The organism is Pseudomonas sp. PSB18 (genome assembly GCF_014596565.1).
Lineage (GTDB): Bacteria > Pseudomonadota > Gammaproteobacteria > Pseudomonadales > Pseudomonadaceae > Aquipseudomonas.
The window spans coordinates 95,806-114,953 of sequence record NZ_NOIN01000004.1 but is presented as its reverse complement, the minus strand read 5'-3'; the positions used below and the strand labels follow the sequence as shown (position 1 = coordinate 114,953).

Here is a 19,148-nt window from a genome sequence, read left to right as displayed (position 1 = left end):
ATGTCTGCTGCCAATAAACCGATTGATATCAAACAGAGCGTCATCGACGCGATCCTGGCGGGCCTGATCTCGCTGATCGTGTTCGGGCCGATTGTCGGCGTGGTGCTCGACGGCTACAGCTTCAACCTGCAACCGGCCCGCGTCGGCTGGCTGGTGGCGATCGTGATGGTCGGGCGTTTTGCCTTGAGCCTGTTCCTGCAAACGTCCAAGGGCCTGAAGGTGCTCCAGGGCTTCGAAAGCCCCGGTTCCGGCGTGCACGTCCTGCCACCGGACTACAAGTCGCGCCTGCGCTGGATCATCCCGGCGCTGATCGTGATCGCCATCGTCTTTCCGTTTTTCGCCAACAAATACGTGCTCACGGTGGTCATCCTCGGGCTGATCTACGTGCTGCTCGGCCTGGGCCTGAACATCGTGGTCGGCCTGGCGGGCCTGCTCGACCTGGGTTACGTGGCGTTCTACGCCATCGGCGCCTATGGCCTGGCGCTGGGTTATCAGTACCTGGGGCTGGGTTTCTGGACCGTGCTGCCACTGGCGGCGCTCGCGGCAGCGCTGGCGGGATGCATATTGGGCTTCCCCGTGTTGCGAATGCACGGTGACTACCTGGCGATCGTGACCCTGGGCTTCGGTGAAATCATCCGGTTGGTACTCAATAACTGGCTGTCGTTCACCGGCGGGCCGAACGGCATGCCCGTGCCATCGCCGACCTTCCTCGGTCTGGAGTTCGGTCGCAAGGCCAAGGATGGAGGCGTGCCGTTCCACGAGTTCTTCGGCATCGACTACAACCCGAACCTGAAATTCCTGTTCATCTACATCGTGTTGTTCATCGTTGTGCTGCTGGTGCTCTACATCAAGCACAGGTTGACCCGCATGCCGGTCGGACGCGCCTGGGAAGCCCTGCGCGAAGACGAGATCGCCTGCCGTTCCATGGGCCTTAACCACGTACTGGTCAAGCTGTCGGCATTCACCCTCGGTGCATCCACCGCCGGCCTGGCCGGGGTGTTCTTCGCCAGCTATCAAGGGTTCGTCAACCCATCGTCGTTCACGTTCTTCGAGTCGGCGCTGATCCTGGCGATCGTGGTCCTGGGCGGCATGGGCTCGACGGTGGGCGTGGTGATCGCGGCGTTCGTGCTCACCATTACGCCAGAGCTGCTGCGCAGCTTTTCCGAATACCGCGTGCTGCTGTTCGGCGTACTGATGGTGTTGATGATGATCTGGCGACCTCGCGGCCTGATCCGCATCAGCCGTACGGGTGTGAAGCCGCGTAAAGGTGCCTTAGCGCATGACGGAGGGCAGCGCCATGAGTGAAGTCGTACTCCAGGTCGAAAACCTGATGATGCAATTCGGTGGCATCAAGGCCCTCAGCGACGTCAGCCTGCAGGTCAAGCGCAACTCGATCTTCGCCCTGATCGGCCCCAATGGCGCAGGCAAGACCACGGTGTTCAACTGCCTGACCGGCTTCTACAAGGCCTCGGGCGGCAAGATCGAGCTCAACGTGCGCGGCGAGCGGACCAATGTCATCAAGCTGTTGGGCGAAGCGTTTCGTCCCACCGACTTCGTCTCGCCGAAATCCTTTGCCAGTCGGCTGTACTACAAGATGTTCGGCGGTACCCACCTGGTGAACCGTGCCGGCCTGGCGCGCACCTTCCAGAACATTCGTCTGTTCCGGGAAATGTCGGTGCTGGAAAACCTCCTGGTGGCCCAGCACATGTGGGTCAACCGCAGCCTGGTGGCCGGCATCCTCAACACCAAGGGGTATCGCAAGGCCGAAAGCGACGCGCTGGATCATGCTTTCTACTGGCTGGAGGTCGTGGACCTGGTCGACTGTGCCAACCGCTTGGCGGGTGAGCTTTCCTATGGCCAGCAGCGCCGCCTGGAAATTGCCCGGGCCATGTGCACCCGTCCGCAGGTCATCTGCCTCGACGAACCGGCCGCGGGCCTCAACCCTCAGGAAACCGAAGCGCTGAGCGCGATGATCCGGCTGCTGCGTGACGAGCACGATCTGACCGTGGTGCTGATCGAACACGACATGGGCATGGTAATGAGCATTTCCGACCACATCGTGGTGCTGGACCACGGCAACGTGATCGCCGAGGGCGGTCCGGAGGCGATTCGCAACGATCCGAAGGTGATCGCGGCCTACCTGGGTGCCGATGAAGAGGAACTGGTATGAGTGGACCGATCCTCGAACTCAAGGAACTGGACGTGTTCTACGGGCCGATCCAGGCCCTGAAGAAAGTCTCGATGCAGATTGGCGAAGGCGAGACGGTGAGCCTGATCGGCTCCAATGGCGCCGGCAAGTCCACGCTGCTGATGTCGATCTTCGGCCAGCCGCGCGCAGCCAGTGGGCAGATCATCTACCAGGGTGTGGACATCACCCACAAATCCTCCCACTACATCGCCTCCAACGGCATCGCCCAGTCGCCGGAAGGCCGGCGGGTGTTCCCCGACATGACCGTCGAGGAGAACCTGTTGATGGGGACCATCCCTATCGGCGACAAATACGCCAGCGAAGACATGCAGCGCATGTTCGAGCTGTTCCCGCGGCTCAAGGAGCGGCGCAACCAGCGGGCCATGACCATGTCCGGTGGCGAGCAGCAAATGCTCGCCATTGCCCGGGCGTTGATGAGCCGGCCGAAGTTGTTGCTGCTCGATGAGCCGAGCCTGGGGCTGGCGCCGATCGTGGTGAAACAGATCTTCGCCACCCTGCGGGAACTGGCGTCCACCGGGATGACCATCTTCCTGGTGGAACAGAACGCCAACCACGCCCTCAGGTTGTCGGACCGGGCCTATGTGATGGTCAACGGCGAAATCCGCCTGACCGGTACCGGCAAGGAACTGCTCGCCAACGAAGAGGTGCGCAACGCGTATCTGGGCGGGCACTGACGCCGATAGGGCAACAAAGAAACCGGCGAGTGATCGCCGGTTTTTTATTGCCTTGAGAACCCCACCAACCCCTGTGGGAGCGAGCCTGCTCGCGATAGCGATGAAACAGTCGGCATCTCTGTGCCTGATCCACCGCTATCGCGAGCAGGCTCGCTCCCACAGGGAAATTGATGTGGCGCAAGAATTGTGGACAACAATCCACAACCCTTGCCAAACCGCGACATAAAGTCGCCGCAAATAGTTGTTTTGTCACGGTTTTGACTTGTCCCCGTTTGCTGTGGAGCCGGCTGTGGGTAACGTGGGAGTAGCTGGCTGCACGCCTTTAAATACGTGGCTTGCAGAGCGGTGATCGTTTTTTGAACAGGCGTTTTCAGGCAAGCATGAGTGGAGGTTGTCAACCCTTTTATGAGCGCTGGAACAGGCTTGGAAATCTGTGGGCAAGCCTGTGGATAAGTCTGTGATTAAACTCTGGAAAGACCGCTCTGAGGGCCGTGGTTGCTGGCTTCGAGCCATCGCCCCATGGACCGTGGCTTATAGCAGAGAATCCGATCTGCACAAGCTCACATGCAGGGTCAAGGGAAAAAATTTTCCAGATGCCTCGCAAAGCCTTACGCACAGCGGCCTGGGGTGTTTTCACTTGCCCCCGATTACTGTGGACGTGCCTGTGGATAAGGTGCGGGCAACAGGCTGTAGCCCTTACCCTGCAAGGGTTGGCGCCGTTTGATCGTTTTATGATCAATCCCGCCCGGATCAACATCCACGGTGGGCAGTTGCCGCTCGCTGTCGGGCCGGGCATGCTGTGGCCGATCCCATTCAATGGCTGTCTCAAGCCCAATCAAGGAGAACATGATGTCCAATACCCTGTTTATCACCGGGGCGACGTCCGGATTTGGTGAAGCCTGTGCCCGTCGTTTTGCCGAGGCCGGTTGGAAACTGGTGCTGACCGGACGCCGTGAAGAGCGCCTCAATGCGCTGTGTGCCGAGCTGTCGAAACAGACTGAAGTCCATGGTCTGGTATTGGATGTGCGTGACCGCAAGGCCATGGAGGAGGCCATCGCCAACCTGCCGCCGTCCTTCGCTACATTGCGTGGCTTGATCAACAACGCTGGACTGGCCCTGGGGGTCGATCCGGCGCCCAAGTGCGATCTCGATGACTGGGACACCATGGTCGACACCAACGTCAAGGGGCTGCTCTACAGCACGCGCCTGCTGCTGCCGCGCCTGATTGCCCACGGCCGTGGCGCAGGGATCATCAACCTGGGTTCCATCGCCGGCAACTACCCGTATCCGGGTAGCCACGTGTATGGCGCGACCAAGGCGTTCGTCAAACAGTTCTCGCTGAACCTGCGTTGCGACCTGCAAGGTACCGGTGTGCGGGTCAGCAACATCGAGCCTGGCCTGTGTGAGAGCGAGTTCTCACTGGTGCGCTTCGGCGGTGATCAGGAGCGCTACAACGCGACCTATGCCGGGGCCGAGCCGATCCAGCCGCAGGACATTGCCGAAACGATTTATTGGGTGCTCAACACGCCAGCGCATATCAACATCAACAGCCTGGAACTGATGCCGGTAAGCCAGACCTGGGCCGGATTTGCCATTGAGAGAAATAACAAGGGATAGGACCGCGTTATCGTTCATCGCGGGCAAGCCTTGCTCCCACGGAAAGCTCAGTACCGTGGGAACATACTTTGCTCCGGGAATGACTCGAACCTGTGGGAGCAAGGCTTGCCCGCGATAGCAATCGACCGGTCAGCCCAGGTAATCGGCCAATCCGCGATAGCTCGTCATCAGGTGATAGGGGGTTGTGGAGGGCATGTCCCGACGACTGACGAGGCCATCGGCATCAAGGCATTCGTTCCACCCCTTGGCATGCAGGAAATGCTGTTGCAGAGCCTGTAGCTGACGCAGCAACACGTCCTGGCTTCCCGGGCGCAGGGTGAGGGCGCGCAGATACTCGGCCTGGGCCCAGATGCGCTGGGTGGCGTCGCGCGCGACAGCGTCCGGCGCCGGGCCCAGCATGGCGCACACCGCGCCGGACTGCGGGTTCACACCTTGTTGCTCGGTATAGCCGAAACTTTGTTCCAGGGCAGCATGCAATTTGCTGCCCTGCAGCAGGGGCGACGAGGCCAGCAGGAAATACCACTCGAACTGGTGTCCCGGCTCAAACCAGTTATCCACAGCCTTGAGCGGTTTCTCCATCATCACGCCCAGTTTCGGCTCAGTGAAACGCTTGAACATCCCATCACACAGGCTCAGCAATGCCTGGCGAACGCTGGCGTCTTCGCGAACCGAGAGGGTGGCGAGGAAAGCTTCGGCCAGGTGCATCAGGGGGTTCTGCAACGGGCCGGATCCGAGCGTTGACCAATCGCGCCTGAGGCTGGCCTCGTAGAGGCCGTCGCCCATGGCAAAGCGCCGGGCAATGACTTCCAGGGCGGCGTTGAGCACCGACTCCACCAACGGCTCGCGAACCTTGCCCCAGTAATGAGCGCAGGCGAACAGGATGAAGGCGTGGGTGTAGAGATCCTTGCCAGTGTCCAGCGGGGTGCCTTGCGGGTCGATGCTGTAGAACCAGCCGCCGTGTTCGGCATCGTGGAAGTGCCGCTGCAGCGAGCGGAACAGCGCCGCGGCCCGTTCTTCGGCCCCTGGCACTTCGCCGATCAGACTGGCGAACACATACAGCTGTCTGGCGCAGGCCATCGCGCGGTAGCGCTGGGGCGGCAGCGGCGTGTGTGTGGCATCCAGGGATTCATAGGGCAGTGCCAGCTCGGCATTCCAGCCCGGGCCCTGCCACATGGGCACGATCACCTGGTGAAAATGCTGGCGCACCGTTGCGAACAGGGCGATCAATTCAGGCGAAGGAGCGGGGCGGGAAGCATCGGGCATGGGCGGACGTCGTCACGGCAGGGGCGATGCGCGACATGGTAGCAGAGTGACCGACTTCAGATAGGTAACGCTTGCAAGTCTGCCATCGCGAACAGGCTCGCTCCCACATGGACGGCGTACGTCCATCAACTGTGGGAGCGAGCCTGCTCGCGATGAGGCCCGTACAGGCACTAATACATCAACCTGCCAACAACCAGACACCAACCCCCGCCGAAACCGCCCCCGCCAGCCGCACCAAAGGCGCTGCGGCTCGCGGCAGCGCACGAACCAGGGCGAAACCTGCGCCATGCAGCGCCGCCGTCGCAGCGACGAACCCGGCCGCATAAGCCCATGGGCTCGACATGTCCGGCAACTCCAGCCCGTGGGCCACGCCATGGAACAGCGCAAACAATGCCGTCGAGGCAACCGCCAGGCTCAATGGCGGACGCACGGCCAGCGCCACCGCCAGGCCCAGGGCCAGCACCGAGGCGGCAATCCCGCTTTCCAGTGCCGGCAGTTGCAGGCCTTCGAAGCCGAACAAGCCGCCGATCAGCATCGTGCCGATGAACGTGCAGGGCAGCGCCCAGCGTGCGGTGCCTTGTTGTTGTGCCGCCCACAAGCCGACCGCGAGCATGGCGAGCAGGTGATCCAGGCCGCCGATAGGGTGCCCGAGGCCGGCGATCAGGCCATTGTCGCCATGGCCGGGGTGGGCGAAGACCAGGGTCGGGGCCAGCAGCAGAGCGAGGGTGCCGAGAATACGTTTGAGTGTCATGAAAAGGCTTCCTTGTTGAACGTTCGAAAAATCAGGCAGCTGTCAGCAGGCCCTGGCGCTCGATGAACGCGATGATCTCGTCCAGGCCCTGACCGGTTTTCTGGTTGCTGAACACGAATGGCTTGCCGTTGCGCATCCGCCGGGTGTCGCTGTCCATCATCTCCAGGGAGGCGCCTACCAGCGGTGCCAGGTCGATTTTATTGATCACCAGCAAGTCGGACTTGCAGATGCCCGGCCCACCCTTGCGTGGCAATTTGTCCCCGGCCGATACATCGATCACGTAAAGGGTCAGGTCCGACAGTTCCGGGCTGAAGGTTGCCGAGAGGTTGTCGCCGCCGGACTCCACCAGGATCAGATCCAGCCCCGGGAAGCGCCGGTTCAACTGGTCGACCGCTTCGAGGTTGATCGAGGCGTCTTCGCGAATGGCCGTGTGTGGGCAGCCGCCGGTTTCGACACCGATGATCCGCTCCGGCGCCAGGGCTTCGTTGCGGACCAGGAAGTCGGCGTCTTCGCGGGTGTAGATATCGTTGGTGACCACCGCCAGGTTGTAGCGCTCGCGCAGGGCCAGGCACAGGGCCAGGGTCAGGGCGGTCTTGCCGGAGCCCACCGGGCCGCCGATGCCGACGCGCAGGGGTTGTGTGTTCATGTTGGTCTCCTAGGAACGGAACAGACGGCTGTACTGGCGCTCATGGGCCATACACGCCAGGGACAGGCCAAACGCGGCGCTGCCGTGATGCTCGGGGTTGATGTTCGAGGCGTTGTGCTGGGCCTGTTGCAGCAGCGGCAGCAGTTCGCTGGTCAGGCGCTGGGCGGCTTGCTGGCCGAGGGGAAGGGTTTTCATCAGCACCGCCAGTTGGTTTTCCAGCCAGCTCCACAGCCAGGCGGCGAGCGCGTCCTGGGGCGTGATGTCCCAGGCGCGGGCGGCCAGGGCCCAGCCCAGGGCCAGGTGGGGTTCGCTGCGTTGTTCGAGAAATTGTCGGGCGGCACCGTCGAGTTCCGGCAGGCCGCCGAGCAGTTGCTGCAACGAATAGCCCATCTGCCGGCTCTCCTGATACAGCTCGCGAGTCTCCCGACTGGCGCGGTGTGCTTCGCAGTGTTGCCCAAGGGCGTCCCAATCGTCCGCTGCGGCGGCGCTGCAATGAGCGAGCAGCAGGGGCGCTTCGAAACGTGCCAGGTTCAGGAGCAATTGATCGCCGATCCATCGGCGCGCGTCGTCGGCGGTTTTGATCTGGCCGTTATCCACCGCCATCTCCAGTCCTTGGGAATAGCTGTAGCCGCCGATGGGCAACTGCGGGCTGGCCAGACGCAACAGCGCCCAGGCCGGATTCATGTGCGCACGCCGAACTGATGCAGCCGCGGTGCATAGTTGAAGTCTTCGTCGCCGTGCCGCGAATGATGATGGCCGCCGCCATAGGCGCCGTGTTCCGGTTGGAAAGGGGCTTCGATGGCGGTGACGCTGGCGCCCAGTTGTTCGAGCATCGCCTTGAGCACGTAATCGTCCAGCAGGCGCAACCAGCCATCACCCACTTGCAGGGCCACATGGCGATTGCCCAGGTGATAGGCCGCCCGCGTCAGCTCGAAGCCATTGGCGCAGGTGACATGCAGCAGCTGTTCGGGGCGGGCGCAGACGCGCACGATACGTCCGTCTTCGGCCTGGAGGTATTCGCCGTCGTAAAGCGGCGGCTGGCCCCGCTCCAAAAACAATCCCACGTCTTCACCCTCGGCACTGAAACAGCGCAGGCGACTTTTGCTGCGGGCATCGAACGTCAAATGAAGCTCGGCATCCCAGCGGGGTTGAGTGTCGATTCTGCGATGAATCACCAGCATCGGAGTGCTTCCAGCAATGAACGGTGCTGTGTTTAGAGCAAGGGGCTTGCCAATCGAAGATGGTGTAGGAAATGGGCGTGGGATGATTGGGGCGGGCTTTCAGGACGCTCCGAACCAGTGCGCGCGGCGAGAGATGTGCACTGTTTTGCGGCGCTCGGCGAACCTGTGGGAGCGAGCCTGCTCGCGATGGCGGCGGATCAGCCGCATGGAAGTCGACTGATCCACCGCCATCGCGAGCAGGCTCGTTCCCGCAGGGGGATTACTCTGTGCTGCCCAGGCCTTGCCAATGCTTGAGGCCGATAAAGATAAACCGCAGTTGCTGAGTGATCTTCGCCTGGGGCGTGAGGTGGTCGGGGGGCGCTTCGGCGGGAGGGTCGATGATGTCGGGCAGGGTGGCGAACACGCTCTTGACGATGAGGTCGGCCATTACACTCAGCCCGGCAAGGTCCAGATGCTGCAGTTTCGGCATCAATGCCAGGTCGGCGGCCAGGTCCGAGCTGATGGCTTCGCGCAGTTGTGCGATGGCCTGGCGTACCGGCAGGGAGCCGCCGTACTGTTCGCGGGCCAGGAACAGGAACTGCGATCGATTGGCCTGCACCACGTCGAGGAAAATTCGCACCGACGCATCGATGATGCCGCCCATGACGAATTCATTGTGACGCACCAGCCGGATGGTTTCGCGGAAGGTCTGGCCCACTTCGCTGACCAGCGCCAGGCCCAGTTGGTCCATGTCGTCGAAATGCCGGTAGAAACCGGTGGGTACAATGCCCGCTGTCTTGGCCACTTCGCGCAGGCTCAGGCTGCCGAACCCCCGGCCGGATTCCATCAAATGACGGGCCGCATCCATCAGGGCAATTCGGGTCTGTTGTTTCTGTTCGGCGCGGGGCAGCATCGCAGGACTGGTTTCTGAGCCATGGGAGCGACGCACTTTAGCAAATCGGCTTTATCAACGTCGAACGGTAGAGGGGATTACACGGGGAAGCGGGGGGCTTGAAAAGTCAAAAGCCCGATTGCAGGAATCGGGCTTTTTTCCGGGCCACCATGGGCTCAGCTCACTTTGCTGTTGCGTTCGAGGGTCCGCTCACTGCCGTCTTCAACCAGACCTTTTTCTTCCAGGCGCTGGCGACCACCTTCGGCAAGTTGGCCTTGAGGGGTGTTGTTGTAGCCATCTTCGGCGAGTTGGCCTTGGGGGGTGTTGTTGTAGCCATCTTCAGCGAGTTGGCCTTGGGGGGTGCTGTTGTAGCCATCTTCGGCGAGTTGGCCTTGAGGGGTGTTGTTGTAGCCATCTTCAGCGAGTTGGCCTTGAGGGGTGTTGTTGTAGCCATCTTCGGCGAGTTGGCCTTGACGAGTTTGGTTGAAGCCGTCTTCGGCAACAGTCTGGCTGTAGACCGAGTGGCTGTCCTTGACCTGTGGTGTAGCCTGTTCGGAAGCTGGCAGGGCGAAAGCGGTGGAGGCCAGCAGTGAAAGGGAAAGACTCATCAGTAATTGGCGTTTCATGATCGTTGCTCCTCGGGAGGGCTAAAAAGTGGGTACGAGGGCAATGCTACTCTCGATAAGTCGATATAAAAGTTCCTAAACGCAATGGTAATAATCAACGGAATTGATTGTTCTGTGGGAAGGCTCTAGAACGGGCGTTTCCGAGGGGCGGTTTTGCACCATGGTGGGTATTTCGTACCCATCGGCGCCACGCAAATGTGCGGGGGCGGTAACAACTTGCTGGCGGATCGGTCAGGTTTTTCGCCCTGTAGGGTAAACCTGTTGCTCGTTTCACCAGTCTCACTCATATAACGAACCGACGACAGGTTCGGTTTTTCAGGTGTTGCGGTACGGACGCCGATTTGTCATCAGGAGCCTTGTGCATGACACGCACTTCAAAAATCCTTGCCTGGAGCTTGGCCAGCCTTGCTGTCCTGCTGGCCGTGTTGGTGCTGGTCATCGTGTTCTTCGATTGGAACCGGATCAAACCGACGCTCAACGCCAAGGTGTCCGAGGAACTGCATCGCCCGTTCGCCATCAACGGCAACCTGGCGGTGGTCTGGCAACGTGAGCCCGAAGAGGGGGGCTGGCGGGCCTGGGTGCCGTGGCCTCATGTGGTGGCCGAGGATTTGAGCCTGGGCAACCCCGAGTGGTCGAAAAAACCGCAGATGGCCACGCTCAAGCGTGTCGAGTTGCGCATCTCCCCCCTGGCCCTGTTGGCCCGGCGAGTGACGATTCCCCGAGTCGACCTGACCGAACCCGACGCCAACCTGCAACGCCTGGCTGATGGACGCGCCAACTGGACCTTCCAGTTCGATCCGAAGGACCCGGACGCCAAACCGTCAAGCTGGGTGGTGGACATCGGGGCCATCGGCTTCGACAAGGGGCACGTCACGCTTGACGACCAGACCTTGAAGACCCGACTCGACCTGCTGATCGACCCGCTGGGGAAGTCCATTCCGTTCAAGGATATCGTCGGCGAAAAGGCCGCGAAAAAGGTTCAGGATCAAGGCGCGACGGCTCAGGACTATGGGTTCGCCTTCAAGGTCGACGGGCAGTATCACGGACAGAACCTCAGTGGTTCCGGCAAGGTCGGCGGCCTGCTGGCGTTGCAGAATGCATCGCAACCCTTTCCCTTGCAGGCTCAGGTAAAGACCGCCGATACCCGCGTCGAGCTGGCCGGTACGCTCACCGACCCGATGAATCTCGGTGCCCTGGATCTGCGCCTGAAACTGGCCGGCACCAGCCTTGCTCATCTGTATCCACTGACCGGCGTGACCTTGCCGGATTCGCCGCCCTATGAGACCGACGGTCATCTGATTGCCAAACTCCATGAACCGGATGGGGCGCTGTTTCGCTATGAGGCCTTTAACGGAAAGATCGGCGACAGCGATATCCACGGTGACCTGGCCTACGTTGCCAGCCAGCCACGGCCAAAACTCAGTGGCACGCTGGTATCCAACCAACTGTTGTTCAGCGATCTGGCGCCGCTGATCGGCGCTGATTCCAACACCGAACAGAAGGCCCGTGGCAGCGCCAGCAAACAGCCGTCGGACAAGGTGTTGCCCGTGGAGGAGTTCCGCACCGAGCGTTGGAGCGCAATGGACGCCGACGTGGAGTTCACCGGCAAGCGCATCGTCCACAGCGCGCAGCTGCCATTCACCGACCTCTACACGCACCTGGTGCTCAACGACGGCCAACTGAGCCTCGAACCCCTGCGTTTCGGCGTCGCCGGTGGCCGGCTCGATGCGCAGATCCGCCTCAACGGTCAAGCCCATCCCCTTGAGGGGCAGGCGAAGCTGACGGCACGAGGATTCAAGCTCAAGCAGTTGTTCCCCGGTTTCGAACCGATGAAAACCAGTTTCGGTGAGCTCAACGGAGACGCCGATATCAGCGGGCGCGGCAATTCGGTCGCGGCGTTGCTGGGGACTTCCAACGGCACGCTGAAAATGCTCATCAACGACGGCGCCATCAGTCGCGAGCTGATGGAGCTGGCGGGGTTGAACGTGGGTAACTACGTGATAGGGAAAATTTTTGGCGACAAGGAAGTGAAGATCAACTGCGCCGCGGCGGACTTCGATATCAAGACCGGCCTGGCAACCACTCGCTTGTTCGTGTTCGACACGGAAAACGCGATCATCTACATCGACGGCACGGCTAACATGGCCACGGAACAACTGGACCTGACCATTTCTCCGGAGTCCAAGGGCTGGCGGCTGATTTCCCTGCGCTCGCCCTTGTATGTGCGGGGCAAGTTCGCCAAACCCTCCGCCGGGGTCAAGGCCGTGCCGCTGATGTTGCGCGGTGCCGGGATGGTGGCGCTGGGTGTGATCGCCGCACCGGCGGCAGGCTTGCTGGCCCTGGTGGCCCCCAGCGGTGGCGAGCCGAACCAGTGTGCGCCGCTGCTCGAGCAGATGAAGGCGGGCAAGGCACCGGTGACGGTCAAGCCGACACGGTAGTTCAGGGAGTTGCGGTGAGGCGGCTGGCCTCATCGCGAGCAGGCTCGCTTCCACATTGAGGGTGTACACCTATCGAATGTGGGAGCGAGCCTGCTCGCGATGGGGGGTTACAAATCGGCCAGGATATCGGCCATGTCATCGGCGTGTTCTTCTTCCTGGGCCAGGATGTCCTCGAAGATACGCCGGGTGGTCGGGTCTTTATCGCCCATGTACTGGATGATTTCCCGGTAGCTGTCGATGGCGATCCGCTCGGCCACCAGATCTTCGTAGACCATTTCCTTGAGGGTGTTGCCTGCCACGTACTGGGCGTGGGAGTTGCGGGTCAACAGGTCGGGGTTGAACTCCGGCTCGCCGCCCAGTTGCACGATGCGCTCGGCCAGCCTGTCGGCGTGTTCGGCTTCCTGGTTGGCGTGTTCGAGGAATTCGCTGGCCGCCACGCTGGCCTTGAGGCCGGTGGCCATGAAGTAATGGCGCTTGTAACGCAGCACGCACACCAGCTCAGTGGCCAGTGCTTCGTTGAGCAGGCGCACGACTTCCTGTCGATCGGCGTTGTAGCCCTCGGTCACTGCGCCGTTCTGCACGTTCTGCCGCGCACGTTCGCGCAGGGTCGTCACATCGGATAAGTGCATGTCGCTCATCTCGTTCTCCTGGAGGCTGATCCGGTTGGGGGCGTCACGCTCTCGGGGCGCGATCGCTTACAACGTTGGGAGTGATGAGCGCGGCAAAAGTTTTATGCAATGTTGCCAGTTCCTACAATGATGATCAGGCGTCATGAAGAGCGCCTAGACTGGTCTTCTACCCATCATCGATCACAAGGACGTCCATCCATGTCGCAACGCTGCGCCACTCGCTACCCGCTGGTGCTGGTCCCAGGCATGCTCGGGTTCATTCGCCTGGTGTTGTATCCGTACTGGTATGGGATCGTTTCGGCGTTGCGCCGGGGTGGCGCGGTGGTGGTGGCGGTGAAGGTCTCGCCGCTGCATTCGTCGGAGGTGCGCGGCGAGCAATTGCTGGCGCGGATCGAGGAGGTGCTGCGGCAGACCGGCGCGCCCAAGGTCAACCTGATCGGCCACAGCCAGGGTGCTCTCAGTGCCCGCTATGCGGCGGCCAAGCGCCCGGACCTGGTGGCGTCCGTCACGTCGGTGGCCGGTCCCAATCACGGCTCCGAACTGGCCGACTACCTGCTGGCCCACTACCCGCCGAACAGTGCCAGGGGGCGCCTGCTCAGCGCGGTGCTGCGGTTGATCAACGCGCTGATGAGCCTGCTCGAAACCGGCTATCGCGGGCCGAAGCTGCCGGTGGACCTTCATGCCTCCCATGAGTCCCTCACCACCGCCGGGGTGGCGCGCTTCAACGAGCGTTATCCACAGGGACTGCCTGAAACCTGGGGTGGACAGGGGGCGGCAGAGGTCGATGGCGTGCGTTACTACTCCTGGTCCGGGATCCTGCAGCCCGGCAAGACCGACAAGGGGCGCAACCTCTTCGACGGCACGAATCGCAGCTGTCGCCTGTTCGCCCGGACGTTCGTGCGTGAGGCGGGGCAGTGCGATGGCATGGTCGGGCGCTTCAGTTCGCACCTGGGTACGGTCATCGGCGATGACTACCCACTCGACCACTTCGACATCGTCAATCAGTCCCTGGGACTGGTGGGCAAGGGGGCCGAGCCGATCTGGTTGTTTGTCGAGCATGCAGAGCGCTTGAAAGCGGCCGGTGTATAGAGCAGCGTTGTCTACACTGGATTCATCGCCGTCACGATCGTGCGGCATTCAGGAGAAAACGTCATGAAGATGTTGCGTGTCCCTTTGTTGATGATCGGTTTGCTGCTGTGTTCCCAAGGCTTCGCTGCGACGGCCCAACAGACCAAGATGACCACCTGCAACGCCGATGCCACCGCCAAGGCGCTCAAGGGCGATGAGCGCAAGGCCTTCATGAGCACCTGCCTGAAGACCAAGCCGCCTGAAGTACGGGGGGGAACGCCGCAGGAACGCATGAAGACCTGCAACGCCGACGCTACCACCAAGGCGCTCAAGGGCGACGAGCGTAAAGCGTTCATGAGTAATTGCCTGAAGAACAAATAAAGGAGGTACCTGTCGCGAGCTTCTGTGGGAGCATGGCTTGCCCGCGATGCAGGCGCCTTGGTTTACGTTGAGACCGAGGTGACCCTGTCGCGGGCAAGCCATGCTCCCACAGGGCCTTCACGGGCACTGCAAAATCCCCTGAACCCCGACCAAAGTCGGCCGATACAATCCCTAGTGCTGTCGGCGGAAGGCTGGCAGACTGCCGATCCTTTCACGCCGTTTTGGTTCTGAGGCTGTATGCCAACGTTTTCTCAGCGTCATGTGTTGTTGGTGATCAGTTGGGTGATCATTTTTGGTGGGCTGTTGCTGGTATTGCCGCTGCGCCTCTTGCCAAGCCTGCTGGCCGGGCTGCTGGTGTTCGAGCTGGTCAACATGCTCACCCCGCAACTGCAGCGATTGATCGAAGGCCGACGTGCCCGCTGGCTCGCGGTGGCGTTGCTGGGCACCCTGGTGGTGAGTGTCCTCACGTTGATCTTCGCCGGGGCAATCAGTTTCCTGCTGCATGAGGCGGAAAACCCCGGTGCGTCCCTGGACAAATTCATGACGGTGGTCGACCGCGCCCGCGGGCAGTTGCCCCCCTTCATCGACGCCTACCTGCCGGCCAGCGCCGCCGAGTTCCGGGTGGCAATCGGCGACTGGATGAGCAAGCACCTGAGCGACCTGCAACTGGTGGGCAAGGACGCGGCCCACATGTTCGTGACATTGCTGATCGGCATGGTGCTGGGGGCGATCATCGCCTTGCAACGCGTCCCCGACCTGACCAAGCGCAAGCCCCTGGCCGCTGCACTGTTCGATCGCCTGAACCTGTTGGTCAAGGCGTTCCGCAACATTGTCTTCGCCCAGATCAAGATTTCCCTGCTCAATACCTTTTTCACCGGGATTTTCCTGGCAGTGGTGCTGCCGCTATTCGGCATCAAGCTGCCGCTGACCAAGACCCTGATCGTGATGACCTTCCTGCTGGGGTTGCTGCCGGTCATCGGCAACCTGATGTCCAACACCCTGATCACCATCGTCGGCCTGTCGCTGTCGATCTGGGTCGCCGTGGCGGCACTGGGCTACCTGATCGTGATCCACAAGCTCGAATACTTCCTCAACGCCCGCATCGTGGGTGGGCAGATCAGCGCCAGGTCCTGGGAATTGCTCATGGCGATGCTGGTGTTCGAAGCGGCGTTCGGCCTGCCGGGGGTGGTGGCGGGGCCGATTTACTATGCGTACCTCAAGAGCGAGTTGAAGCAGCTGGGAATGGTGTAGGCGGCAGACCATTTATCTGCACTGTAATTTCTGACAGTAGACCGGCCCTCATGGTTATTGATTAGCTTCCTGGGCGAAGCATTCATTCGTACTCTTGAGGGAGCTGGGCCATGACTTTGATATCGGTGGATCAAAGCAATTTCGAGGAGCGGGTACTGAGCGCCAACATGCCCGTTGTTGTGTTGTTCTGCACGAAAGGCAAGAAAAGTTCGGACAGTATGATCGCCAGTCTCGAAAAAGCTGCTCAAGCCCAGGCCGGGAAAATCCTGTTCCTGGAGAAGGCCTTCGATCCCGAAGGCGAGGTAGAGCGCAACTACGATGTCCAGTCCGCACCCACCACTCTCATGCTGGACAAGAGCGGTGATCTGGTGCGCACGGTCGTCGGTTTCTACAATTATGCGGATCTCTTCAAGACGTGGGTCGATGGGTTGGCCGCGCCAGACGCGTAGAGATCGACTCGCGCCGGATACGAGGTGATTGTCGCGCTCAACCGTAGCGCTTCATCGCCTCGATCGCCAACCCGCTGCCAATGCTCCCGAAGATGTTCCCTTCCACATGCCGCGCCTGGGGCAGCATGGCCGAGACGCTGTTGCGCAGTGCCGGGATGCCGCTGGAACCGCCGGTGAAGAACACCGTGTCGACCTGATCGACGCCAATGTTGGCGTCACCGAGCAGTTGCGTGACGCTGGCGCGAACCCGCTCCAGCAGACCGTCGATAGCCGATTCGAACAGTGCGCGGCTCAGGTCCACGCTCAAGCCCGGCTCGATCCGGTCCAGGGCCAGGTGGCGTTGATCGGCGTGGGTCAGCTGGATCTTGGTTTCTTCCACTTCCATCGCCAGCCAATGCCCGGCGCGCTGTTCGATCAACTTGAACAGCCGGTCGATGCCGCCGGTGTCTTCGATGTCGTAGCGCATGCTGTTCAGGGCCAGGGTGGATTTCTGCGCGTATACCGCGTTGATGGTGTGCCAGGTCGCCAGGTTCATGTGGTGGCTGGTGGGCATGTAGGCGCCGCTTTTCATCCGGCTGCCATAGCCGAACAGCGGCATCAGGCCGGCCAGCGAAAGCTGCTTGTCGAAGTCGGTGCCGCCGATGTGCACGCCGCCGGTGGCGAGGATGTCGGCGTGGCGGTTGTCGTGGCTGCGACGTTCGGGAGACAGGCGTACCAGGGAGAAATCCGAAGTACCGCCGCCGATGTCGACGATCAGCACCAGCTCTTCTTTTTCGATGGTCGATTCATAATCGAATGCCGCCGCGATGGGTTCGTACTGGAACGAGACTTCCTTGAAGCCGATGGCGCGGGCCACATCTACCAAGGTGTTTTCGGCCTCCTGGTCCGCCAGCTCATCGTCATCGACGAAAAACACCGGGCGACCCAGCACCACTTCCTCGAACTCCCGACCGGCGGTGGCCTCGGCGCGCTTCTTCAATTGGCCGATGAACAGGCCGAGCAAGTCCTTGAACGGCATCGCCGTGCCCAGCACGCTGGTGTCGTGCTTGATCAGCTTGGAGCCCAGCAGGCTCTTGAGCGAGCGCATCAGTCGGCCTTCGTAGCCTTCCAGGTATTCGTGCAGAGCCAGGCGGCCGTAGACCGGGCGACGCTCCTCCAGATTGAAAAACACCACCGAGGGCAGGGTGATCTTGTCGTCCTCCAGCGCGATCAGCGTTTCCATGCCGGGGCGCAGCCAGCCGACGGTGGAGTTGGACGTGCCGAAGTCGATGCCGCAGGCACGGGCCGGGGATACGTTTTTCATGTCTTTCAGGTTCCGGTCGAAAAAACGGCCGCGCAGTGTATGCCAGTGCAGCGCGGATTCGAAGGCCGGTTATCCGCTAATTCGTGCCGGCGGCCTTGAAAGACACCGTTGGACCCCCAAACTTGTCGGCATGAGACTGGCAGCCACAGGGCGGACACAAGAACCGCCGCCGGTTGCCGATAAACTTCTGAAGCGCCACCCGGTCCCAATCATGAGATGGATCAACCCGGTGCCCGGTGATCCGGGCATGCTGTGGACGGCGGTGCGACATCGATAACGGATGGTGATGCTTAGATGGACTTCAAAGACTATTACAAGATCCTGGGTGTGGAGCCGACGGCTGACGACAGCACGATCAAGGCCGCCTATCGCAAACTGGCGCGCAAATACCACCCGGATGTCAGCAAGGAAAAGGACGCCGAGACCAAGTTCAAGGATGTCTCCGAAGCCTATGAAGCGCTGAAAAGCGCCGACAAGCGCGCCGAGTACGACGATCTGCGGCGATATGGCCAGCACGGCCAACCGTTCCAGGGGCCGCCGGGCTGGCAGAGCCGCGGCGGTTTCGGTGGCCAGGACACCGGGGATTTCTCAGACTTCTTCAGTTCGATCTTCGGCAATCGCGGATCAGGATTCGGGGGCGGACAGTCAGGTCGCAGTGCCGGCCGTCGGGGGCAGGACGTGGAAATGGAATTACCGATCTTCCTGGAAGAAACCCTGTCGAGTGAGTCGAAAAAGGTCAGCTTCCAGGTGCCGCAGTACAACGGGGCGGGCCAGCACGTCAGCAACACCAGCAAAAGCCTGAACGTGAAGATCCCGCTGGGCGTGACCGACGGCGAGCGGATCCGCCTGAAGGGCCAGGGCGCCCCGGGTATCGGTGGCGGGGCCAATGGCGACCTGTACCTGACCATTCGCTTCGCTCCGCACCCCAAGTTCGACGTCGAAGGCCAGGACCTGATCATCACCCTGCCGTTGGCGCCCTGGGAGTTGGCGCTGGGCACCGAGGTGGCCGTCCCGACCCTCACCGGCAAGATCAATCTCAAGGTCCCGGCCGGCAGCCAGAACGGCCAGCGCATGCGCGCCAAGGGCCATGGCCTGCGCAACAAGGCCGGTGAGCGTGGCTACCTGTTCGTCCAGCTCAAGGCCGTGATGCCCAAGTCCAGCGACGAGGCGGTCAAGGCGTTGTGGGCAGAGCTGGCGAAGAAAGCCGCGTTCGATCCACGGGAGAATTTCTGACCGTTGTGGGAGCAAGGCTTGCCCGCGATGAAGACACCTCGGTTTTTCAGGCTTTGAGGCGCCCTGTCGCGAGCAAGCTTTGCTCCCACAGGTCTAGACTCGACAGCTGACAGTTAAAGCATTGGGAGAAGCAGACCATGAACAACCCGATCATTGAACTGAACCTGATGGAGTTCTGCGAGGCTGCCGCATTGCAGGATGTCCATGTGATCGAAATCGTCGCCCATGGCATCCTCGAACCCCACGGCGCGGCCCCGACGGACTGGCGTTTCACCGACTACGAACTGGTCCTGGCCCGGCGTGCCGCCAAGCTGCGCCGCGAGCTGGAGCTGGAATGGGAAGGCGTCGCCCTGGCGCTGGATCTGTTGGAGGAAGTGCAGCAACTGCGCACCGAGAACCGCATGCTCAAGCAGCGGTTGGGGCGATTGGTGGAGTGATGCAATTCATTGGGCGAAGGGAGCAGGCTTTCTGTGGGAGCAAGGCTTGCCCGCGATGAATGCAACTCGGTTTCCCTGGTGTCGAGGTGCTTGTATCGCGAGCAAGCTATGCTCCCACGGA

At 61.4% G+C, this 19,148-nt stretch carries 21 protein-coding genes; 11 read left to right on the top strand and 10 right to left on the bottom strand.

Features of this window, described 5'->3' with window-relative positions; all coding sequences use genetic code 11:
- From livM to CGA22_RS11540, 3 genes are read left to right on the top strand one after another with little or no spacing between them, the layout of a single operon-like run.
- A complete protein-coding gene (gene livM, locus CGA22_RS11550) occupies nt 1–1,305 on the top strand; it encodes a high-affinity branched-chain amino acid ABC transporter permease LivM (RefSeq protein ID WP_041023531.1) in 1,305 nt (434 codons plus the stop codon).
- Nucleotides 1,298–2,170 (top strand): ABC transporter ATP-binding protein, encoded by an 873-nt coding sequence (locus tag CGA22_RS11545; RefSeq protein WP_041023534.1) that lies wholly within the window; start codon nt 1,298–1,300, stop codon nt 2,168–2,170. The genes livM and CGA22_RS11545 overlap by 8 nt, the downstream gene beginning before the upstream one ends.
- Entirely contained in the window at nt 2,167–2,883 is a 717-nt protein-coding gene (locus CGA22_RS11540) for an ABC transporter ATP-binding protein (protein ID WP_041023532.1), read from the top strand. Before CGA22_RS11545 ends, CGA22_RS11540 begins: the two co-directional genes overlap by 4 nt.
- Nucleotides 2,884–3,530: 647 nt before the next feature.
- Here the strand turns inward: CGA22_RS11540 and CGA22_RS11535 are convergent.
- Nucleotides 3,531–3,731 carry a hypothetical protein gene (locus CGA22_RS11535; RefSeq protein WP_041020085.1) on the bottom strand — a complete coding sequence of 67 codons (201 nt, stop codon included), beginning with the start codon at nt 3,729–3,731 and terminating at the stop codon, nt 3,531–3,533.
- A 1-nt stretch (nt 3,732) separates the two neighbouring features.
- On the opposite strand from CGA22_RS11535, the gene CGA22_RS11530 reads away from it, so the two are divergent.
- Nucleotides 3,733–4,500, top strand: a complete 768-nt coding sequence (locus CGA22_RS11530; RefSeq protein ID WP_041020086.1) for an SDR family oxidoreductase — start codon at nt 3,733–3,735, stop codon at nt 4,498–4,500.
- A gap of 129 nt (nt 4,501–4,629) precedes the next feature.
- Here CGA22_RS11530 and CGA22_RS11525 read toward each other — a convergent pair whose 3' ends face one another.
- The 7 genes from CGA22_RS11525 to CGA22_RS11495 form a co-directional block, all read right to left on the bottom strand.
- Nucleotides 4,630–5,763, bottom strand: a complete 1,134-nt coding sequence (locus tag CGA22_RS11525; RefSeq protein ID WP_041020087.1) for an AGE family epimerase/isomerase — start codon at nt 5,761–5,763, stop codon at nt 4,630–4,632.
- A 178-nt stretch (nt 5,764–5,941) separates the two neighbouring features.
- Nucleotides 5,942–6,514, bottom strand: a complete 573-nt coding sequence (locus CGA22_RS11520; RefSeq protein ID WP_188258589.1) for a HupE/UreJ family protein — start codon at nt 6,512–6,514, stop codon at nt 5,942–5,944.
- Nucleotides 6,515–6,545: 31 nt separating this feature from the next.
- Nucleotides 6,546–7,160, bottom strand: coding sequence for an urease accessory protein UreG (gene ureG / locus CGA22_RS11515; RefSeq protein WP_041020088.1), 615 nt, complete (start codon nt 7,158–7,160; stop codon nt 6,546–6,548).
- A gap of 9 nt (nt 7,161–7,169) precedes the next feature.
- The gene (locus tag CGA22_RS11510; RefSeq protein ID WP_041020089.1) at nt 7,170–7,844 is read right to left on the bottom strand and encodes an urease accessory protein UreF; all 675 of its coding nucleotides are present in this window, start codon (nt 7,842–7,844) and stop codon (nt 7,170–7,172) included.
- Nucleotides 7,841–8,341 (bottom strand): urease accessory protein UreE, encoded by a 501-nt coding sequence (gene ureE, locus CGA22_RS11505; RefSeq protein WP_041020090.1) that lies wholly within the window; start codon nt 8,339–8,341, stop codon nt 7,841–7,843. The genes CGA22_RS11510 and ureE overlap by 4 nt, the downstream gene beginning before the upstream one ends.
- Before the next feature lie 259 nt (nt 8,342–8,600).
- On the bottom strand, nt 8,601–9,233 hold the full coding sequence (locus CGA22_RS11500) for a TetR family transcriptional regulator (RefSeq protein ID WP_041020091.1): 633 nt from the start codon (nt 9,231–9,233) through the stop codon (nt 8,601–8,603).
- Between the two features lie 155 nt (nt 9,234–9,388).
- Nucleotides 9,389–9,838, bottom strand: coding sequence for a hypothetical protein (locus tag CGA22_RS11495; RefSeq protein ID WP_188258588.1), 450 nt, complete (start codon nt 9,836–9,838; stop codon nt 9,389–9,391).
- Nucleotides 9,839–10,200: 362 nt separating this feature from the next.
- Here CGA22_RS11495 and CGA22_RS11490 point away from each other — a divergent pair, with 362 nt between their 5' ends.
- Nucleotides 10,201–12,276, top strand: coding sequence for an AsmA family protein (locus CGA22_RS11490; RefSeq protein ID WP_041022497.1), 2,076 nt, complete (start codon nt 10,201–10,203; stop codon nt 12,274–12,276).
- Between the two features lie 107 nt (nt 12,277–12,383).
- Here the strand turns inward: CGA22_RS11490 and CGA22_RS11485 are convergent, their stop codons facing one another.
- The gene (locus tag CGA22_RS11485) at nt 12,384–12,914 is read right to left on the bottom strand and encodes a bacterioferritin (protein ID WP_041022498.1); all 531 of its coding nucleotides are present in this window, start codon (nt 12,912–12,914) and stop codon (nt 12,384–12,386) included.
- A gap of 189 nt (nt 12,915–13,103) precedes the next feature.
- Between CGA22_RS11485 and CGA22_RS11480 the strand changes: the two genes are divergently transcribed.
- From CGA22_RS11480 to CGA22_RS11465, 4 genes are all read left to right on the top strand, one after another.
- Complete coding sequence (locus CGA22_RS11480) at nt 13,104–13,994, top strand: esterase/lipase family protein (RefSeq protein WP_041022499.1); 891 nt, start codon at nt 13,104–13,106, stop codon at nt 13,992–13,994.
- Between the two features lie 63 nt (nt 13,995–14,057).
- Nucleotides 14,058–14,354: a PsiF family protein gene (locus CGA22_RS11475; RefSeq protein ID WP_041022500.1), complete on the top strand. Its 297-nt coding sequence runs from the start codon at nt 14,058–14,060 to the stop codon at nt 14,352–14,354.
- Nucleotides 14,355–14,591: 237 nt separating this feature from the next.
- Nucleotides 14,592–15,605 (top strand): AI-2E family transporter, encoded by a 1,014-nt coding sequence (locus tag CGA22_RS11470; protein ID WP_041022501.1) that lies wholly within the window; start codon nt 14,592–14,594, stop codon nt 15,603–15,605.
- Nucleotides 15,606–15,715: 110 nt separating this feature from the next.
- On the top strand, nt 15,716–16,054 hold the full coding sequence (locus tag CGA22_RS11465) for a thioredoxin family protein (RefSeq protein ID WP_041022502.1): 339 nt from the start codon (nt 15,716–15,718) through the stop codon (nt 16,052–16,054).
- Nucleotides 16,055–16,091: 37 nt separating this feature from the next.
- Here CGA22_RS11465 and CGA22_RS11460 read toward each other — a convergent pair whose 3' ends face one another.
- The gene (locus CGA22_RS11460) at nt 16,092–17,357 is read right to left on the bottom strand and encodes an Hsp70 family protein (protein ID WP_041022503.1); all 1,266 of its coding nucleotides are present in this window, start codon (nt 17,355–17,357) and stop codon (nt 16,092–16,094) included.
- Between the two features lie 294 nt (nt 17,358–17,651).
- Here CGA22_RS11460 and CGA22_RS11455 point away from each other — a divergent pair, with 294 nt between their 5' ends.
- Nucleotides 17,652–18,590 (top strand): DnaJ C-terminal domain-containing protein, encoded by a 939-nt coding sequence (locus tag CGA22_RS11455; RefSeq protein ID WP_041022504.1) that lies wholly within the window; start codon nt 17,652–17,654, stop codon nt 18,588–18,590.
- A gap of 137 nt (nt 18,591–18,727) precedes the next feature.
- Nucleotides 18,728–19,027 carry a chaperone modulator CbpM gene (locus CGA22_RS11450; RefSeq protein WP_041022505.1) on the top strand — a complete coding sequence of 100 codons (300 nt, stop codon included), beginning with the start codon at nt 18,728–18,730 and terminating at the stop codon, nt 19,025–19,027.
- Nucleotides 19,028–19,148: the final 121 nt, after the last annotated feature.

Coding starts and splice junctions, on each gene's coding strand:
- livM (WP_041023531.1), top strand. CDS start 1: ATGTCTGCTGCCAATAAACCGATTGATATCAAACAGAGCGTCATCGAC.
- CGA22_RS11545 (WP_041023534.1), top strand. CDS start 1,298: ATGAGTGAAGTCGTACTCCAGGTCGAAAACCTGATGATGCAATTCGGT.
- CGA22_RS11540 (WP_041023532.1), top strand. CDS start 2,167: ATGAGTGGACCGATCCTCGAACTCAAGGAACTGGACGTGTTCTACGGG.
- CGA22_RS11535 (WP_041020085.1), bottom strand. CDS start 3,731: ATGTTCTCCTTGATTGGGCTTGAGACAGCCATTGAATGGGATCGGCCA.
- CGA22_RS11530 (WP_041020086.1), top strand. CDS start 3,733: ATGTCCAATACCCTGTTTATCACCGGGGCGACGTCCGGATTTGGTGAA.
- CGA22_RS11525 (WP_041020087.1), bottom strand. CDS start 5,763: ATGCCCGATGCTTCCCGCCCCGCTCCTTCGCCTGAATTGATCGCCCTG.
- CGA22_RS11520 (WP_188258589.1), bottom strand. CDS start 6,514: ATGACACTCAAACGTATTCTCGGCACCCTCGCTCTGCTGCTGGCCCCG.
- ureG (WP_041020088.1), bottom strand. CDS start 7,160: ATGAACACACAACCCCTGCGCGTCGGCATCGGCGGCCCGGTGGGCTCC.
- CGA22_RS11510 (WP_041020089.1), bottom strand. CDS start 7,844: ATGAATCCGGCCTGGGCGCTGTTGCGTCTGGCCAGCCCGCAGTTGCCC.
- ureE (WP_041020090.1), bottom strand. CDS start 8,341: ATGCTGGTGATTCATCGCAGAATCGACACTCAACCCCGCTGGGATGCC.
- CGA22_RS11500 (WP_041020091.1), bottom strand. CDS start 9,233: ATGCTGCCCCGCGCCGAACAGAAACAACAGACCCGAATTGCCCTGATG.
- CGA22_RS11495 (WP_188258588.1), bottom strand. CDS start 9,838: ATGAAACGCCAATTACTGATGAGTCTTTCCCTTTCACTGCTGGCCTCC.
- CGA22_RS11490 (WP_041022497.1), top strand. CDS start 10,201: ATGACACGCACTTCAAAAATCCTTGCCTGGAGCTTGGCCAGCCTTGCT.
- CGA22_RS11485 (WP_041022498.1), bottom strand. CDS start 12,914: ATGAGCGACATGCACTTATCCGATGTGACGACCCTGCGCGAACGTGCG.
- CGA22_RS11480 (WP_041022499.1), top strand. CDS start 13,104: ATGTCGCAACGCTGCGCCACTCGCTACCCGCTGGTGCTGGTCCCAGGC.
- CGA22_RS11475 (WP_041022500.1), top strand. CDS start 14,058: ATGAAGATGTTGCGTGTCCCTTTGTTGATGATCGGTTTGCTGCTGTGT.
- CGA22_RS11470 (WP_041022501.1), top strand. CDS start 14,592: ATGCCAACGTTTTCTCAGCGTCATGTGTTGTTGGTGATCAGTTGGGTG.
- CGA22_RS11465 (WP_041022502.1), top strand. CDS start 15,716: ATGACTTTGATATCGGTGGATCAAAGCAATTTCGAGGAGCGGGTACTG.
- CGA22_RS11460 (WP_041022503.1), bottom strand. CDS start 17,357: ATGAAAAACGTATCCCCGGCCCGTGCCTGCGGCATCGACTTCGGCACG.
- CGA22_RS11455 (WP_041022504.1), top strand. CDS start 17,652: ATGGACTTCAAAGACTATTACAAGATCCTGGGTGTGGAGCCGACGGCT.
- CGA22_RS11450 (WP_041022505.1), top strand. CDS start 18,728: ATGAACAACCCGATCATTGAACTGAACCTGATGGAGTTCTGCGAGGCT.